This window comes from Rathayibacter sp. AY2B9, assembly GCF_002931595.1.
Classification (GTDB): Bacteria; Actinomycetota; Actinomycetes; order Actinomycetales; family Microbacteriaceae; genus Rathayibacter.
Window position 1 is genome coordinate 37,641 of the sequence record NZ_PSUB01000003.1, and the last position, 17,803, is coordinate 55,443.

Sequence of the window (17,803 nt, forward strand, 5' to 3'; positions counted from 1 at the left end):
GGGCGGAGGCGGGTCGAGCGCCGCCGGAGCGCCCCCGTCAAGCCCGCCGCGACCGGACGCCGCCGGTGCCAGGGTGGAGCCGTGCCTCCCTGGACCCTCGCCCTCGCCAGCGGCGCCATCGGCGGCGCCACCCTCCTGATCGGCGCCGCGCTCGCCTGGTTCGTGCGCGTGCCCCCGAAGCTCACCGCCGCGATCTCCGCCTTCGGAGCAGGGGTGCTGATCTCGGCGCTCGCCTACGAGCTCGTGCAGGAGGCGGCGGACGACGGAGGACTGCTCCCGACGATCCTCGGCACGCTCGCGGGAGCCGTCGTCTTCGTCGGTGCGGACGCGCTGCTCACCCGCGCCGGCGCGGGGAACCGCAAGAGCGCGAAGGGGTCGGGCGGAGGAGGAGGCGCGGCCATCGCGGCCGGCGCCCTGATCGACGGGGTCCCCGAATCGATCGTGCTCGGCCTCTCGGTCGCCCAGGGCGGAGCGGGAGCGGCGATCAGCGTGCCCATCGTCGCCGCGGTCGCGATCTCGAACCTCCCCGAGGGCCTGTCCTCGACGGTCGGCATGAAAGCCGACGGCCGCTCCGCCCGCTACGTCTTCACCGTCTGGGGCGGGATCGCCGCGATCTCGGCCGCCGCAGCGCTGGTCGGCTTCCTGGTCTTCGCCACCGCACCGGGCGCGGTCGTGGCCTTCGTGACGACCGTCGCCGCCGGCGCGATCCTCGCCATGATCTCGAACACGATGATTCCCGAGGCGTTCGACCGCGACGACGTGCTCACCGGGCTGTACGCGGTGATCGGGTTCGTGACGGCGTTCGCCTTGCACAGTGCTGGTTAGGACGCCGCTCCCCGCGCGGCGTCCCGCAGTCGGCTCGAGCGCATGGCCGGGTCCCGAGGAGCGGGATGCGCACGGCGACGCGGATCCGCTAGAACGCGGATCCCCGGATACGCCTCGCGACGGCGCCGCTCCCCGCGCGGCGTCCCGCAGTCGGCTCGAGCGCATGGCCGGGTCCCGAGGAGCGGCAGGCGCACGGCGACGCGGATCCGCTGGAACGCGGATCCCCGGATACGCCTCGCGACGGCGCCGCTCCCCGCGCGGCGTCCCGCAGTCGGCTCGAGCGCGCGGCCGGGTCCCGAGGAGCGGCAGGCGCACGGCGACGCGGATCCGCTGGAACGCGGATCCCCGGATACGCCTCGCGACGGCGCCGCTGGTTAGAACGCCGCTCCCCGCGCGGCGTCCCGCAGTCGGCTCGAGCGCGCGGCCGGGTCCCGAGGAGCGGGACGCGCACGGCGACGCGGATCCGCTGGAACGCGGATCCCCGGATACGCCTCGCGAGAACGCCGCTCCCCGCGCGGCGTCCCGCAGTCGGCTCGAGCGCGCGGCCGGGTCCCGAGGAGCGGGATGCGCACGGCGACGGGGATCCGCTGGAACGCGGATCCCCGGATACGCCTCGCGGGGACGCCGCCGCCTGCGGCACAGAGTGCGGTCAGCCGCTGAAGGCGGTGAGGGCGTCGTCGAGGATGCCGAGGCCGCGGGCGACCTCGGCGGGGGTGATGACGGCCGGCGGGACCACGTGGATCCGGTTGTCGGCGGTGAAGGGCAGGAGACCGCGGGACAGCAGGTCGGTCTTGAGGCGGGCGACGGAGGCCGCCGGCAGCGGGGTGCGCGCGGCCCGGTCGGTGACCAGCTCCAGCGCCCAGAACACTCCGGAGCCCCGGACCTCGCCGATCAGGTCGTGCTTCGCCTCGAGCGCCGCCAGGCCGGGGGCCAGGTGCTCCGAGCCGATGGTGCGCGCGTTGTGGACGATCCCCTCCTCCTCCATCGCCTGGAGCGTCGCGACGACGCTGGCCGCGGCGAGCGGGTGGCCCGAGTAGGTGAGACCGCCGGGGAAGACGCGCTCGTCGAAGTGGTGGGCGATCGGATCCGAGATGACGACGCCGCCGATCGGGACGTAGCCGGAGTTGACGCCCTTCGCGAAGGTGATCAGATCGGGGCGCACGTCGAAGGCGTCGAAGGCGAACCACTCCCCCGTGCGGCCGAAGCCCGCCATGACCTCGTCGAGGATCAGCTGGATGCCGTACCGGTCGGCGATCTCGCGGACACCCGCGAGGTAGCCGGGCGGCGGGGTGAGCACGCCGGCGGTGCCGGGGATGGTCTCGAGGAGGAACGCGGCGATCGACTCCGGCCCCTCCGCCTGCACGACGCGCTCGAGGTGGTGGAGGGCGCGCTCGCACTCCTGCTCGAGGGTCTCGGCCCAGAACTCGCTGCGGTACAGGTAGGGCCCGAAGGCGTGCACGTGCCCGCGGGAGTACTCGTTGGGGATGCGGCGCCAGTCGCCGGTCGAGACGATCGCCGCTCCCGTGTTGCCGTGGTACGAGCGGTACAGCGAGACGACCTTGTCGCGGCCGGTGAACAGCCGCGCCATGCGGATCGCGTTCTCGTTCGCATCCGCGCCGCCGTTGGTGAAGAAGACCTTCTCCATGCCCTCGGGCGCCCGCTCGGTGATCAGGCGGGCCGCCTCGGCGCGGGTCTCGTTCGCGTAGGCGGGGCCGACGGTGGTGAGGACGCCCGCCTGCTCCTGGATCGCGGCGACGACCTTCGGGTGCTGGTAGCCGATGGTGACGTTCACGAGCTGGCTCGAGAAGTCGAGGTAGCGGGTGCCGTCGACGTCCCAGACCTCGGCGCCGAGACCGCCCGCGATCGGCAGCGGGTTCAGCGCGCCCTGCGCCGACCAGGAGTGGAACACGCGGGACCGGTCGGCGGCGGTGACCGAGGCGTTGTCGCGGACGGTGGGGGCGGTCGAGGACGTCATGCTCCCCATCGTGCCGCGCGCGCCTCGGAAGCGGGCGTGCGGATCCGTCGATCCGCGGACCCTACGATGGACGGAACGTCGAAGGGAGCCGCGCATGCCCGCGACCGTCCGCGATCTGCTGGCCGAACCGGCCTTCCGCCTCCGCGTGCTCGCCGGCGTCCACGACGAGGCCGACCTCGACGCCCCTCTGGTGTGGGCGCACTCCTCGGACCTCGTCGATCCGACGCCCTGGCTCGAGTCGGGCCAGCTGCTGCTGACCGACGGCGTCCACTTCACCGGGCACGACAGCGCCGAGTTCTCGGAGGAGTACGTCGCCCGGCTGCGCGGCCGCGGCATCCGCGCGCTCGGCTTCGCCACCCGCATCGTGCACGACGAGGTGCCCGCCGCTCTCGTCACGGCGTGCGAGCGCCAGGGCCTGCCGCTGCTGGAGGTGGCGGACCTGACTCCGTTCATGGGGATCATCCGGTTCGTCGCAGACGTGATCTCGCGGGAGCAGCGCGAGCGGCTGGAATGGTCGCTCGAGGCGCAGCGGCGGGTCGCCCGCGCGGCGCTGCGGCCGGACGGGCTCGCGGCGATCCTCACCGAGCTGGAGCGGCAGCTGGACTGCTGGGTCGCCCTCTACGACGCGGCCGGGCAGAGGGTGCACCTGCCCACCCGGCTCGACGTGCCGGCGGAGGAGGCGGTCGCCGCGGCCGCAAGGCACGCGCTGACCCGCGGCAGCCGAGCAGGACTTCGGCTCGACGACGGCGGCGGAGTGACGCTGCAGACGATCGGGCGCCGCGACCACCTGCGCGGGGTGCTCGCCGTGGGCACGGGCACGCCACTGGACCCGGCGGGCAGCGACCTCGTCGCGAGCGTCATCGCCCTGGCGAGCATCGCGCTGGAGCAGCGGCGGGCGCTGGACTCCTCCCGCCGGCAGCTGCGCTCCGGACTGCTCGAGCTGCTGGCGGCGGGAGCCTTCGACGTCGCCGAGAGCACCGCACGGCGCCTGGGGAGCCCGCTGCCCGCCGAGCCCGTGCGGGTGGTCGTGCTGAGCGCGCCCGTGCACGGCGACTCGCTCCTCGACGAGCTGGAGGTCGTGGCGGAGGAGGACGGCGCGCGCCTGTTCTTCGCCGAGAGGGACGGCTCGCTCGTCGCCGTGACCGCCGCCGACGGACTCGAGCCGCTGACCGCCGTGCTGGAGCGGCACGGCGCGAGCGCCGGCGCCTCCGCCCCGATCGGCTGGTCGGACCTGGACCGGGGCCTCGAGGAGGCGCGACGCGCCGCCGAGCGGACGGGAGACGGGACGGTGGTCCGCTTCGAGGACGTCGCCGCCGAGGGGATGATCGGGCTCCTCGCCGCCGCCGGAGCCGCACCGCTCGCCCGCCGGATGCTCGCACCGCTGCTGACCCCGGAGGGAGCCGTGCTGCTCGAGAGCGCCCGCGTCTGGCTCCGCCGCAACGGCGCCTGGGAGCCCGCCGCCCGCGACCTCGGCGTGCACCGTCACACCCTCCGCAACCGCATCACCGCCGTCGAGCGCGCCCTCGGCCTCGACCTCGACGACGTCTCCGCCCGCACCGAGCTCTGGACGGCGCTGCGGCTCCACTCATAGCCGATCTCCTCCTGCGTCGTCGATCGGCCGCGGTCGGTCTCAGGAGGTGGGGACGCTGGGAAGAGCGGGTCGCGTACCGCGCACGACGATCCGCTCCCACGCGGATCGCCGGTTGCGCGGTGCTCAAGAGCCTCTCTCCTCCTGCGTCGTCGATCGGCCGCGGTCGGCCGGGGAGGGTGGTCGCGCTGGGAAGAGCGGGTCGCGTACCGCGCCTGCGGGCGATCGGCGACGCCAGGAGGAGAGAGCCTCACGAGCACCGCGGAGCGCAACCGGCGATCCGCGTCCCAGCGGATCGACGTGCGCGGAACGCACGACGCTCTGCAATACCCGACCACCCTCCCGAGCCGACTGCGGGCGATCGACGACGAAGGAGGAGAGAGCCTAGGAATGCTGGGGGAACCCGAGGTTGATGCCGCCGTGGGAGGGGTCGAGCCAGCGGCTGGTGATGGCCTTCTGCTGGGTGAAGAAGCGGACGCCTTCGGCTCCGTGGGCCTTGGTGTCGCCGAAGAGGGACGCTTTCCAGCCGCCGAAGGAGAACGTGGCGACGGGGACGGGGATGGGGACGTTGATGCCGATCATGCCGACCTCGACCTCGTTCTGAAAGCGGCGGGCCGCTCCTCCGTCGTTGGTGAAGATGGCCGTGCCGTTGCCGAAGGCGCCGTTGTTGATGAGTGCGACGCCCTCCTCGTAGGAGGCGACGCGGACGATGGAGAGCACCGGTCCGAAGATCTCCTCCGTGTAGGCGCGGGAGGTCGTCGGGACCTTGTCGAGCAGGGTCGGGCCGAGCCAGAACCCGTTCGCGTCGCCGTCGACCTCGATGCCGCGGCCGTCGATGACGACCTCCGCGCCGTCCTCCTCCGCGATCGCGATGTAGGAGGCGACCTTGTCGCGGTGCGCCTCGGTGACCAGCGGGCCCATGTCGCAGCCACGGCGGCCGTCGCCGATGCGCAGCTTCGACGCCCTGTCCTGGATCCTGGTGATGAGCTCGTCGGCGACGGGCTCCACCGCGACGACGACCGAGATCGCCATGCACCGCTCCCCCGCCGAGCCGAAGCCGGCGTTGATGGCGGAATCGGCGACGAGGTCCAGGTCCGCGTCGGGGAGCACCAGCATGTGGTTCTTCGCCCCGCCCAGCGCCTGCACCCGCTTGCCGTGCTTCGTGCCCGTCTCGTAGACGTACTGCGCGATCGGGGTGGAGCCGACGAACGAGATCGAGCGCACGTCCGGGTGGGTCAGCAGCCCGTCGACGGCCTGCTTGTCTCCGTTGAGCACCGTGTAGACGCCGTCGGGGAGGCCGGCCTCCTTCCAGAGGGCGCCGAGCCAGATCGCCGGGGACGGGTCCTTCTCGGAGGGCTTCACCACGACGGTGTTGCCGGCGGCGATGGCGATGGGGAAGAACCACATCGGCACCATCGCCGGGAAGTTGAAGGGGGAGATGATCCCGACCACGCCGAGCGGCTGCTTGGTCGAGTAGACGTCGACGCCGGTGGAGACCTGCTCCGAGTACTCGCCCTTGAGGTGGTGCGCGAGCCCCGTCGCGAACTCCACGACCTCCTGCCCGCGAGTGATCTCGCCCAGCGCGTCCGAGACGACCTTGCCGTGCTCCGACGTGATCAGCTCGGCGAGCTCCTGCTTCTTCGCCTCGAGGAGCTCGCGGAAGCGGAAGACGATCTGCTGCCGCTTCGCGAGCGACGTGTCGCGCCAGGCGGGGAAGGCGGCCTTCGCGGAGGCGACGGCGGCGTCCACCTCGGCGGAGTCGGCGAGCGCGACCTCCTTGGTCGCGACTCCCAGCGCCGGGTCGTAGACGGGAGCGGTGCGGCCGGACGAGGAGTCGGAGGGAGCCCCGTCGATCCAGTGGCCGACGACGGACAGGGCGGTGGCGGGCTCGGCGATGCTCATGGCGACGACTGTAGGGGCGTGACCACGGCCGCGGGGGTGCCGATCCGTCCAGCAGTGGAGGGGTGGTCTGGACGGATCGGCGCGCTCAGTCGGTGGGACGGGAGGCGTCGGCGTCGGGCGAAGGGGTGGCCGCGTCGGGGCTCGAGGCGGCGGGGTCGGCCGCGCTCGGGCCCGCAGCGCCGGGATCCGCAGCGCCGGGATCCGCAGCGCCGAGGTCGGCAGCGCCGGCGTCGGCACCATCCTGCTCGGCTGTGCCGGTCTCCTCACCGTGCACCTCGGCAGCGGACGCTGCAGCCGCTGCCTCCGCCGCACCCGCCGGGTCGAACCGCGCCAGCGCGGCCGTGATGTTGTCGTGCCCGCCGCGCTCGTTCGCCCAGGCGGCCAGCGCCTCCGCGAGCGTGACCGGATCCGCGCCCACCCGCTCCTGCGCCTCGCGCAGCACGCGCGCGAGGTCCTCGGCGGCGGACGCGTAGTTCCACAGCCCGTCGGAGCAGACCAGAACCCAGCCCGGCTCGGTCAGCTCCTCGAAGGCGACCCGCGGCTCCTCGTCGTGCGCGTCGGCGCCGAGCCAGCGGGTGATGGCGTGAGCGTCGGGCGCCGTCTCGGCCTGCTCCCGCGGCACTCCCGAGGCGATCTGCTCCTGCGCCCACGAATCGTCGACCGTGAGCTGCCGCGGCTCGCCCGCGTCCGGCATCCAGTAGCTGCGGCTGTCGCCCACGTTGCCCGTGACGAGCAGCGCGCCGTCCAGCACCGCCGCGGTGAAGGTGCACGAGGGCGGATTCGACCGCTTCTCGGGCACGGCCGCGTCGATCGCTCCGGAGGCGCGCGCGGTGGCCATCTGCAGCAGCGCGCGCCAGCGGTCCGCTCCCGCGCTCTCCCCGCCGACCTCGGCCTGCAGCGCGCTGAGTGCCGCACGGGCCGCGGCGAGCGACGCCTTGTCGGAGTCGGGGGTCGAGGAGACCCCGTCGCAGACCACCAGCAGCGCCGTCCTCAGGGAGCCGTCGGCGCCGGTGGTCGCCCCGAGCGCCATCGCGTCCTCGTTGGCCGGGTGCCGGAGCCCGCGGTCGCAGACGCCGCCGACCAGCGGGTGCGGCGCTTCAGCCCAGTGCTCGCGCTCGGTCGGAGCGGGGCGTCCGCACTGCTCGCAGTAGCCGTCCTCGGCGACCGCTCCCCCGCAGTAGACGCAGGCGGCGGATCCTCCGACGGCGACGGGCGGAGCGGAGGGGGTGGCCGCGACGATCAGCGGCGTCCCGCAGGCCTCGCAGAACGCGTCGCCCGTCGTGACCGGCTCGCCGCAGTTCGGGCAGGGAGTCGACAGCGCGTCGCTCATGTCAGCGTCCAGCGTCGGACCTCGTTGGCCCGGTCGACGAGGCGCAGGCGCTCGTCGCGCTCGCGAGTGGAGGCGGCGAGCGCGCGGTAGGAGGCCTCGAGGCCGTCGCGGATGGCGGCCTCGTTCGCCTCGACTCCGCCGAGGGTCGCTCCCTCGGCCGGGCCGTCGCGCCGCACCAGCTCGAGAGCGGAGGCGAGGACCTGGGTCGTGAGCTCGAGGCGGGTCCGCTGGTCGATCGACACGGAGTCGACGCTCGCGAGGGCGGCCGAGAGCGCGGGCAGCCCGCGGCCCGACTCCGCCAGCAGCTCCGCCCGGCGGCGGCGCGCGTCGGAGTAGGAGGAGCGCGTGGGCGCGACGATGTCGAGCGCGTCGAGCGCCCCGTCGAGGTCGGAGCGCAGCTGCCGCACCCGGGCGAGACCGAAGGCGGCGGGTGCCGTGTAGTTCGCGTCGGCGCGGGCGCAGATCACGTAGAGGGACTCGGCGACCTCGGGCTCACCGCTCGCCTCGCACGCCGCGGCGAGCGCGAGCTTCGGGGCGAGCTCGCCGGGGACCTGCCCGTAGACGGTGTTGAAGGAGGCGCGGGCCCCGATGTCGTCGCCGCGCGCGAGCTGGGCGAGGCCGCTCATCCAGACCGCCCGCCACTCCCACGGGTCCTCCGTGAGTATCTCGCCCGTCGCGCGGGCCGCCTCCTCCCAGCGCTGCGCCTCGATCGCCGCCCGGGCGCGGGCGAGCCGCACCTCGACCGTCACGGTGGGCGCGAGCGCGAGAGCGCGCAGGCGCACGATCGGGTCGGCGACGTTCACGCCCGCGAGCCACGACCGGGCGGGATCGGACTCGTCGCGGCGGAGCGCCGGCAGCGCGTCCCACGGCGGGACGCGGTCGACCACGTCGGCCACGGGCGCCTCGAACAGGGCCGACTCCGTCGAGTGCAGCGCGGGGTGTCCGGGACCGCGGTCGGTCGCGACGACCTCGCGCAGCACTCCGAGCAGCTGGCCGCGCATCTCGTCCACCGTGGCGAAGCGGTCCTGCGGGTCGGGAGCGCATGCCTTCGCGATCAGGCGGTAGAAGGAGTCGTAGCGCTGGAACAGCGGCGTCTCCGACACGGGCGGCAGCGAGGCGACGAAGGTCGTCTGGTTGCCGCGGAAGTCGAGCACCAGCGAGGCCAGCGTTCGGCCGATCGTGTAGACGTCGGAGGCGACCGAGGGACCGAGGTCGGCGACCTCCGGAGCCTGGTAGCCGACGGTGCCGTAGATGGCGGAGTCCTCGTCGTCGATCCGGCGCACTCCGCCGAGGTCGATCAGCTTGACCTGGTCGCCCACCTGGATCATGTTGTCCGGCTTGAAGTCGCAGTAGAGCAGGCCGTGGTCGTGCAGGTAGGCGAAGGCGGGCATGACCTCGAGCACGAAGGCGAGCGCCTGGTCCACCGGCAGCGGATCCGCGGCGCCGCCGTTGGCGTCCAGCCGCTCCTTCAGGATCTGCTTGAGGCTCGGCCCGCCGACGTACTCCATCACGATGTAGCCGGCGCCGTCGTGCAGGACGAAGTTGTAGATCTCGACGATCAGCGGGTGCTCGACCTCGGCCAGGAATCGGCGCTCGGTGACGGCCGCCGCGTACGCATCGGGGTCGCCGGAGTTGAGCAGGCCCTTGAGCACCACCCAGCGCCCCGAGACGTTCCGGTCGCGCGCGAGGTAGATCCAGCCGAGGCCGCCGTAGGCCAGGCAGCCGACGACCTCGTACTGGCCGCCGACCACGTCGCCCTTCACCAGCTGCGGTGTGAACGAGAACGGCGTGCGGCAGTTGGGGCAGAACCCCTCGGTGCGGCCGGGCCGACCGTCGCGCCCGCGGCCGACGGCGGTGCCGCAGTGCGAGCAGAAGCGCTTGCGCTCGGGGAGGACCGCCTCGGTCATCAGAGCGGCCATCGGGTCGGCGGCCGGACGGGACGGGACGGTGGTGAGCCCGGCGCCGAGCCTCGGGCCGCGCAGTCGGGTCGAGGTGGTGCCGACGCGGCGGGTGACCTTCGAGCCGGTCTGCGCCGTGCGGGCGGAGCCGAGGGCGGCGGTGGCGAGGCGGGCGGAGGAGGTGCGCGTGCTGCGCGCGGTGGCCGACTCCTCCGCGGGCCCGGGTGCCGTGGCGCCGGGGGTGCCCTCGACGAAGCCGGTGCCGAAGGCGGCGGAGGCGGTGGCCGGCGGGGAGGCCGGAGCGGCGCGGCGCGCGGTCGGCGTGGAGGCGGCGGCGCCCTCCTCGGGCGGCAGGCCGCAGACGTTGCAGTAGCCGTCCTCGATCGTCCCGGTGCAGCCGGGAGTCGCGGTGCAGGGGGCGCCGTTCATGGGGTGGCCTTCCGGTGGTGCGCGGGGTCGGGGTGCGGGAGGTCGCGGGTGACGACGTCGTACTGCTCGACCAGGTGGCGGGCGAGCGGAACGGAGCAGGGCACCGCGTCGAGGGCGGCGCGCACCTCCTCCTCGGCCGCGACGCCGACGGCGGTAGGAGCGCGGCCGTTGCCCTCGGCCCGCTCCCGCAGCGCCCGGAGGCGGAAGCCCAGGGCGGCCCGTTCGCGCAGCGGCGAGGTGTAGGCGGCCTCGACCGCGTCGAACGCGCGTCCGACGGCGGTCAGGCGGGCGAGGTGCGCGTCGAGCGCCTCGCGGTCGGACGGAGGATCGCCCAGCCGGGAGACGTCGGGCACGGCCAGCCGCGGCGGGTCGGCGATCTCGCGGCGGCAGCGGGCCACGAGCTCGCGCAGCGGCGCCTCGCGGCGCTCGGCCGCCTCCGCCAGCTCGCGCGCCCGACGGCGGTCGCGCTCGAGTCCGCGCCGCTCGGACGCGGCGATGATCAGGTCGCGCTCGAGCCGGGCGGAGTCGCTCTCGAGCTGGCCGAGCGGCCCCGACACGTCGGCTCCCCGACCCGCCCGCTCGGCGAGCGCGTCGAGGCGGGAGCGCAGCACGGCGACCCGCTCCGCCCGCTCGCGGTCGACCGTGCCGCCGCCGTCACGGGTGAGGTCGCGGCAGCGCTCGATCTCGGCGCGCACCCCCACGATCCGCCCGGCGACGTCGGTGCCGCTGGGGTCGAGCTCGAGCCGGGAGCGCAGCTGGCCGACGACCGCGTCGCAGAGGCGCACCGCCTCCACCAGCGAGACCGCGCCGCTCCCGGAGGCGTCGAGACGGCCCCAGATCAGCTGCGACATCCGCTCCCGCGCCACGACGTCGACGCGGCCGGAGTCCCAGACCGCCTCGAGCTCGGCGAGGCGCCGGGTGACGGACTCGCGGAGCGACTGGGCGAGCACCACGTCGGCCGTGTAGTTCTCGGCCTGCGGCGACGCCAGCGCGGCGGCGTCCAGCCGCGAGAGCTCGCGCGTGGTCCGCTGGAGCCAGCGGGTGAGAGCGGCGAGGTACTCGAAGAGCTCGCGCTGCGGCGCGGCCTCCCCGAGCCGGCCCGGAGCGACGGGGGTCCCCTCCGCGAGACCGGTGCTCATCGGCCGTACACCGGGGCCGGCGGCGAGGCCTCGCCGAGGACCCCGAGCCAGCGCTCGTAGATGCTCTGCCAGCGGCCGTCGCTGCGGATGCTCTCGAGCGAGGCGTTGACGAAGCGCACGAAGTCGGGGTCGTCGGCGGGCAGGCCGAGGCCGTAGGGCTCCGAGCTCAGGGCGTCGCCGACGACCTTCGCGTACGGATCCTGCGCCACGAAGCCCGCGAGGATCGTGTCGTCGCCCGCGATGGCGTCGACCTCGCCGGCCTGGAAGAGGGCGAGGCACTGCGAGTGCGTGGCGGCCTCGACGGCCTCGACCTCCGGGTAGTCGTTCTGCAGGCGGCTGAGCGTCGTGGTGCCGCTGGGCGCGCAGACCCTCTCGCCGCCGAGGTCGCCGATGCCTGTGATCGGGACGCCGTCGGGGTCGTCGGAGACGAGCACCTTGAGGCCGGCGTCGTAGTACTCGGACGAGAAGGCGATCGAGCTCCAGCGGTCGCAGGTCATCGTGAGGGTGCGGGCGACCATGTCGACCTGCGGGGCGCCGTCGCCGCCGGTCAGCGCTGGGAGGCGCTGAGCGGAGGTGATCACGACGTAGTCGATGGAGTCGCTGCCGAGGATCGCCCGGGCGACCTCGCGGGCGATGTCGACGTCGAAGCCCTCGATCGCCCCCGTGATCGGGTTGCGGGCGCTCATCAGGAGGGTGTCGGCCGAGACGCCGACGCGCAGGGTCCCGCGCCCGCGGATCTCCGCGAGCCTGGTGCTGTCGGTCACGCCGGTCGGCGCGTAGGAGGTGACCGCCGAGGGCGAGCAGTCCGCCGCGGCAGGAGCGGCGGGAGCGGACGCGCTCGCCGTCGGAGTCGGGGTCGCCGCGGCGAGGGGCGTGCCGAGGTCGTCCGCCCCCGTCGTGCAGCCGGTGAGGGCGAGAGCCGCGGCGGTGGCCAGGGCGAGGGCGGCGGCGCGCAGGCGGTTCATCGGTACTCCTCCAGTCGCTGGGCGAAGCCGCGCCAGGCGAACACGGCTCCGGCGAGACCGGCCGCCAGCAGGATCCACGAGACGAGGGTCGCGAACTCCGCACCTCGGTCGAGCGTGGCGGCGGCGGCCAGGGCCTTCTCCTGCACCACGTCGCGGGCGTCGTCGGAGAAGGTGGTGAAGAGGTCGTTCGGCGTGCCGTTCCCGGTGATCGTGGCGACGCGGACGGCCTGGTCCCAGTTCCCGGCGTCGTCCGCGGCGCGGATCTCCTCGTGGAACGACTGCCACTGCCCGAACTCGTCGACGAGCCGCGTCCTCGCCAGCTCGTCCTGCAGGTCGCCCGAGAGCTTCTCCCGGGCGGAGTCGACGGCCTGGGTGTAGCGCTCCTCGAGGGCGGCGCCGGAGCCGCGCTTGATCAGCGTGAAGCTCTCGAGCGACTTGGCGTCGCTCGCGGCGATGAGCGCGTTCGACACGGTGAGCGCCTCGCGGTAGCACTCGACCCGTGCCGTCCCCGCGTCCGCCGCGACCGATCCGTAGGCGAGCGCCCCGCCGACGCCGACGACCAGCAGGAGGGCGGTCCCCGTGGCGAGCGGGCGGTTGAGGTAGCGGTGCGTACGGCGGGCGAGCCAGAGCTGCGCCGCCAGGAGGAGGACCAGCATCACGAGCGAGCCGATCATGAGCAGGACGCTCCAGCGGACGGCGTCGTAGGCGGCCGCGACCCGGTCGGCACCGGAGTCGACGAGCCCGTCGAGGTCCTCGAGGATGCCGCCGTCTCCCGAGAGGGCAGTCGACGCCTGGTCGAGGTACGCCGAGGCGACGGGGAAGCCCTGCCGGTTGTTGGCTCGCGCCTGCTCGATCAGCCCGCTGTAGGTCGTGATGCTGCTGGCGACCCGGGCGAGGGCCCGGGTATCCGCCGAGTCGGCAGCCGAGAGCCCGGCGATCGCGGAGGCGGCGCCGGTGAGGCTCGAGACGTACGACGCCCGCAGCTCGGTCGGCTCCAGTCCGCCGACGAGGAAGGTGTTGGCCGCGATCGCGTTGGCGTCCACCAGCAGCGTGCGGACGTTCTGCACGCCGAGCAGCTGCGCCGACTGCTCCCGGGCCGTCGACGCGGCGCGCGCCTGCATCGCTCCTGCCTGCTGCGCGAACACGCCGAACAGCACGGCCGCCAGCGCCGTCAGGGCGAGCAGGAGGCGCAGGGTGGCCGGAGTGGTCGCGGTCGCGCGGGCCAGCAGCGACGGCTTCCGCTGCGCCGGCCGGTTGGCGACCTGGACGAGGGGCGGCTCGGGGATCCTCTGCGCGGGCGGCGCGGCGGGTGCGGTGCTCAACGGCTCTCCTCCTCGGGGTCGTCGGTGACGGGGACGGCCGTGCCGCTCGGGGCGGCGTCCGCCTGCCCGAAGGCCTCCTCAGAGCCGTCGACCGCGCCCTCGTCGTCGTCGCCGGCTCCGTCCGGGCTGCTCGAGGCTTCGGGGCTCTCCACCACGTCCTCGGGGAGCAGGATGCGCAGCTCGTCGAGCGTCGGCTCCTCCACGTCGCGGAGGCGCCAGGCGTGCCGGGCGATCGCCGCGTCGAGGACGTTGCGGACCCAGCGCCCGTTGCCGAACGCCTCCGTGCGCTGCTGCGCCGAGGCGAGGCCCGCGAACGCGGCGAGCGCCTCCTCCGTCGGCTCGAAGTCCGCGGAGGCGGCGAGGCGGCCGAAGATCGCCGAGAGCTCGTCGTCGGAGTAGTCGGCGAAGTCGATCGTGGTCGAGAAGCGGCTGGCGAGACCCGGGTTCGTGTCGAGGAAGCCCTGCATCGGCCCGGAGTAGCCGGCGACGATCACGACGAGGTCGCCGCGGTGGTCCTCCATGTCCTTCACGAGGGTGGTGACCGCCTCCGCGCCGTACTGGTCGAGCGCGAGCGCGTAGGCCTCGTCGATGAAGAGGACGCCGCCGCGCGCGGAGGCGATCACCTCCGCGGTCTTCGTCGCGGTCTGCCCGAGGTAGCCGGCCACCAGCTCCGATCGGTCGACCTCGACGAGCACGCCCTTCGAGAGGATGCCGAGCGAGCGGTAGATCCGCGAGACCAGCCGCGCCACCGTCGTCTTGCCCGTGCCGGGGTTCCCCGTGAAGACGAGGTGGCGGGTGAGCGTGGGCGTGCTGAGTCCGGCGGCCTGGCGCAGGGTGTCGATCCGGAGCAGCTGCGTCTGCCGCTTGATCTCGCTCTTCACCCGGTCGAGGCCGATCAGCGCGTCGAGCTCGGCGAGCAGGTCGTCGATGGACTCCGGCGGGTCGAGCGGCTCCGGCTCGGAGGCGGGCTCCGCGGCGGGAGCGGCGGCGGGCGCCGGCTCGTCCTGCGGACCGTCGTGCTCGGTCCGGCGGAGGCGCTCGAGGATCTCGTCGACCCCGGGCACGCCGGCGGGCAGACCGGTCGGCAGGTCGGCGCCCGCGGCACCGTCCGGCGTCCGGCCGGTCGTGTGCGGTACTCCTCCGCTCGTCGTCGGAGCGGCGCCCCGGGCGCCCGGGACGGCGGAGAGCTGGGCCGCGGCGGTCGCGGAGGCGGAGGCGATGCCGCCGATGCCCGGGTCGCCGAGAGCGCTGGCCGCCGAGACGACCTCGGTCAGGGCGCGGGCGTAGGCGGAGGAGTGGTGAGAGCCCGCGCCGACCAGGGCGGCCAGCTGATCGGTCGGCCCCGACCGCCAGCGCCGGCCGCTCGAGGCGGCGGTGAAGAACGCCTCCAGACCGCCCGTCGCGCCGGTCGCGGCGAGCCAGTCCTGTCCGGCGCCGCGGATCGACTCGGCGACGGCCGCGGCCAGCCGCGCACCCTCGTCGCGGACGGCCGCGGCGTCGAGGCCGGCGGCCGTCCCCGCGAGCACGAGGGCGTCCAGCGCCGGGGCGAGCGCGGTCACGAGGCGCTCGGCGGGGTCAGCGAGCCGGATCCGGACGGCGCTCCCGGCTGCGGAGGCGCGTCGAGACCGCTCGGGGAGAGCGAGGACTCCGTGAACTTCTCGGCCAGGAACTGCCCGTGCGCGATGAGCGCCGAGGCGTCCTGCCGCGAGACGGCGTCCGAGATGCGGTCGAGCGTGCCTCCGAGGAGGTCGAGCTGGTCGCAGAGGATCATCAGCGAGGTCTTCCCCCTGTGCACGGCGCGGCGGTCGGCGAAGTCCCTCGGCAGGCGGAGGTAGCCCTCCACCGCCTCGGGGAGGTAGCTGGTCGCGGTCGCGACGACGGTGTGGCCCTGACGGCTCATCCCGCCGAGGCGGTCGAGACGGGGCACCATCTCGCGGACCGTCTCGTCGATCCGCTGGATGCGCGCCGCGACGATGCCGGGCACCCGGCCCTCCGTCCGCGCGCCCACCCTGTCGAGCGCCGCGAGGATGTCCTCGCTCGTCGGGACGCTCGGCAGAGCGGGCGCGGTCTCCTCCGGCGCCGCGGGGGCACCCGTGAACAGTCGGGAGAACCAGCCCATCGGCTAGCGGCCGAGATCGAGCGAGGACGTCGCGTCGATGTCCGAGTTGCTGCGGCGGGCCCGCTCGACGTACTCGCCGGCCTTCGCCGTCTCGGTCTGCAGGACTCCGACGGTCTGGGCCATGCTGTCGAGCGCCTTGATCTTGAAGTCCGAGATCGAGTCCATCGTCTGGTAGATGTTCGCGAACGCGGCCTGCAGCTGCGGCAGCCCGACCGTGGCCGAGGCGGCCTGCGACTGGATCGAGGCGGACTGGTCGGCGAGCATGCGCGAGGTGGCCTCGATCATGTTGGACGTCGTGGTGTTCAGCGCCGTGATCTGATCGAGCACGAGGCGCTGGTTGGCGAGCGCCTGCGCGACGATGACCGCGGTCCGCAGCGCCGAGACGGTCGTGGTCGTCGCGCGGTCGACGCCCTTGATCAGCTCGACGTTGTTCTTGATGACGACGTCGATCGCGAGGTAGCCCTGGATCGACACGGCCAGCTGGGTCAGCAGGTCCTGGTGCTTCTGGCGCGCGTAGAAGAGGACGTCCTCGCGCAGCGCCTTCGCCCGCTCCGGATCGGTCGCGTCGAGCTCGGCGATCTTCGCCGAGAGCTTCACGTCGAGCCGCTCGGCGACGTAGATGTACTCGTTGAGACGGGTCATCGTCTCCCAGAGGTTCTGCTTCTCGAGATTCAGGGCCGCGTTGTCCTTCCGCAGCTCGTCCTGCCCGTCGTACAGGGCCTGGATGATCGCGTTCAGGTGCGACTGGGCGCTCTCGTAGCGGCGGAAGTAGTCGGTGATCTTGTTGCCGAACGGGATGAAGCCCAGGATCTTCTTCTGCAGGTTGTCCTCGGACGGGTCCAGATCCTCCACCGTGCGGCGCAGCTCGAGCAGCGTCTTGCCGATGGTCGACCCCTCGGAGAGCCCGCCCTCCTGGAGGGCGCGCACCGGCGTGCTCAGCAGCCGGTTCGACGAGTCGGCGGCCGAGCGGATGTCGGCGTCGCCCATCGTGCGGATGTCGTTGGCCCGCGTCGCGAACTCGGGGCTGCGGGACTCCGTCGCCAGGAGCGTGTCGAGGTAGCCGTCGACCTTCGCCTCGAGGCCGGGCAGGGCGGCTTCGGGCACCTTCGGCGCGATCGACGGCGCCGAGGTGGTCGGCACCGCCGCCACCGGCTCCGGAGGCGTGAGCGAGAGGGCGTTCTGGACGGGCGGCTGCAGGGCCTCGGTCATCGGGATCCTCACCGTTCCTGGCGCTCGGCGCCGACTGGGATGAACGTCCGCCCAGCATATCCCGGGCCCTCCCGCGGGATCCCCGCGAGCCGCCTCGCCCGAGGACTCGACGCGATCGGGCGGCTGTGGAGGAGCGTCCGCCGCCGGTCAGACCGCCTTCGGGCGCCTCCGCAGCGTCGCCACCGCGACTCCGGCCAGGGCGAGCGCGCCTCCGAGCAGCGCGGCGAGCGGCGGGGTCTCGCCCAGGACGAGCCAGGACAGCAGCACCACCACCGCGGGCACCGCGTAGGTGGACGCCGCGGTGCGACCCGCGCTGGAGCGCGCGAGGACGTACCCCCACGTCGTGAAGGCGACGGCCGTCGGGAAGATCCCGAGGTAGACCACGGCCAGGATCGAGGAGAGCGGAGCGGCGGCGAGCGCCTCGACGAGCTCCGGGGCGAAGGGCAGGCACGCGACCGTGCCGGCGAGGCAGCCGAGCCAGGTCATCGTCGGTGCGTCGATCCGTCCCAGCAGGCGCTTCTGAAGGGTCGCCGCGCTGCCGTAGACGACGGCGGCGACCAGGCCGAGGGCGACGCCGATCACGTCGAACTGCCCGGTGGAGGTGGAGAACGCGATCACCGCGACGCCGGTCAGCGCCACGAGCATCCCGGCGAGGAGACGGCGGGGGAATCCCTCCCCCAGCAGCAGCCCGGCGAGCACGGCGGTGATCATCGGCGCGATGTTCACCAGCAGCGCCGCCGTCCCCGCGTCGACATGCCGCTCCGCAGCGTTCAACGCCAGGTTGTAGACCCCGAACCAGGCGACCCCCCAGCCCAGCACGAGCAGGAGGAGGCGCCCGCGCGGGACCGCCGTGCGCGGATCCGGAGCCGCCTCCGAGCGGCGCCTCCGGGCGGTGAGGACGACGCGCACCACCGTGAGCGCGAGCGACCCCACCACGATGCGGCCGAGGGTCAGCGCGCCCGGGCCGAAGTCCTCCGTCGTGGCGCGGATGCCGACGAAGGCCGACGCCCAGAGCAGGACGGTGACCGCGATCGCGCCCCACAGCAGGAGGGCGTCCCTCGTGGAGGGCGGGGCGGAGGAGGAGACGTCGGTCATGAGGCCA

The 17,803-nt window shown here is 74.0% G+C and carries 13 protein-coding genes; 2 read left to right on the plus strand and 11 right to left on the minus strand.

The genetic code is table 11. The features are described from left to right. Nucleotides 1-81 precede the first annotated feature (81 nt). A complete protein-coding gene (locus C5C25_RS04430; RefSeq protein ID WP_104249852.1) occupies nucleotides 82-825 on the plus strand; it encodes a ZIP family metal transporter in 744 nt (247 codons plus the stop codon). 649 nt (nucleotides 826-1,474) lie between these two features. On the opposite strand, the gene C5C25_RS04435 is transcribed toward C5C25_RS04430, so the two are convergent. Beyond that, entirely contained in the window at nucleotides 1,475-2,800 is a 1,326-nt protein-coding gene (locus C5C25_RS04435; RefSeq protein ID WP_104249853.1) for an aspartate aminotransferase family protein, read from the minus strand. A gap of 94 nt (nucleotides 2,801-2,894) precedes the next feature. On the opposite strand from C5C25_RS04435, the gene C5C25_RS04440 reads away from it, so the two are divergent. Continuing rightward, on the plus strand, nucleotides 2,895-4,391 hold the full coding sequence (locus C5C25_RS04440) for a PucR family transcriptional regulator (protein ID WP_181133631.1): 1,497 nt from the start codon (nucleotides 2,895-2,897) through the stop codon (nucleotides 4,389-4,391). 381 nt (nucleotides 4,392-4,772) lie between these two features. Here the strand turns inward: C5C25_RS04440 and C5C25_RS04445 are convergent, their stop codons facing one another. The 10 genes from C5C25_RS04445 to C5C25_RS04490 form a co-directional block, all read right to left on the minus strand. Beyond that, nucleotides 4,773-6,290, minus strand: coding sequence for a CoA-acylating methylmalonate-semialdehyde dehydrogenase (locus C5C25_RS04445; protein WP_104249855.1), 1,518 nt, complete (start codon nucleotides 6,288-6,290; stop codon nucleotides 4,773-4,775). Nucleotides 6,291-6,375: 85 nt separating this feature from the next. Further along, nucleotides 6,376-7,620 carry a PP2C family serine/threonine-protein phosphatase gene (locus tag C5C25_RS04450; protein WP_104249856.1) on the minus strand — a complete coding sequence of 415 codons (1,245 nt, stop codon included), beginning with the start codon at nucleotides 7,618-7,620 and terminating at the stop codon, nucleotides 6,376-6,378. Beyond that, nucleotides 7,617-9,947, minus strand: coding sequence for a serine/threonine-protein kinase (locus tag C5C25_RS04455; protein ID WP_104223838.1), 2,331 nt, complete (start codon nucleotides 9,945-9,947; stop codon nucleotides 7,617-7,619). Before C5C25_RS04455 ends, C5C25_RS04450 begins: the two co-directional genes overlap by 4 nt. Further along, nucleotides 9,944-11,086, minus strand: a complete 1,143-nt coding sequence (locus C5C25_RS04460; protein WP_104249857.1) for a hypothetical protein — start codon at nucleotides 11,084-11,086, stop codon at nucleotides 9,944-9,946. The genes C5C25_RS04455 and C5C25_RS04460 overlap by 4 nt, the downstream gene beginning before the upstream one ends. Then, nucleotides 11,083-12,051, minus strand: coding sequence for a glutamate ABC transporter substrate-binding protein (locus tag C5C25_RS04465; RefSeq protein ID WP_104249858.1), 969 nt, complete (start codon nucleotides 12,049-12,051; stop codon nucleotides 11,083-11,085). Before C5C25_RS04465 ends, C5C25_RS04460 begins: the two co-directional genes overlap by 4 nt. Then, nucleotides 12,048-13,373, minus strand: a complete 1,326-nt coding sequence (locus C5C25_RS04470; protein ID WP_104249859.1) for a hypothetical protein — start codon at nucleotides 13,371-13,373, stop codon at nucleotides 12,048-12,050. Before C5C25_RS04470 ends, C5C25_RS04465 begins: the two co-directional genes overlap by 4 nt. After that, on the minus strand, nucleotides 13,370-14,932 hold the full coding sequence (locus tag C5C25_RS04475) for an AAA family ATPase (protein ID WP_258069337.1): 1,563 nt from the start codon (nucleotides 14,930-14,932) through the stop codon (nucleotides 13,370-13,372). Before C5C25_RS04475 ends, C5C25_RS04470 begins: the two co-directional genes overlap by 4 nt. Beyond that, a complete protein-coding gene (locus C5C25_RS04480) occupies nucleotides 14,929-15,492 on the minus strand; it encodes a hypothetical protein (protein WP_104249860.1) in 564 nt (187 codons plus the stop codon). The genes C5C25_RS04475 and C5C25_RS04480 overlap by 4 nt, the downstream gene beginning before the upstream one ends. A gap of 3 nt (nucleotides 15,493-15,495) precedes the next feature. Next, nucleotides 15,496-16,701 (minus strand): toxic anion resistance protein, encoded by a 1,206-nt coding sequence (locus C5C25_RS04485; protein ID WP_104223833.1) that lies wholly within the window; start codon nucleotides 16,699-16,701, stop codon nucleotides 15,496-15,498. A 147-nt stretch (nucleotides 16,702-16,848) separates the two neighbouring features. After that, nucleotides 16,849-17,796 (minus strand): DMT family transporter, encoded by a 948-nt coding sequence (locus C5C25_RS04490; protein WP_104249861.1) that lies wholly within the window; start codon nucleotides 17,794-17,796, stop codon nucleotides 16,849-16,851. Between the last annotated feature and the right edge of the window lie 7 nt (nucleotides 17,797-17,803).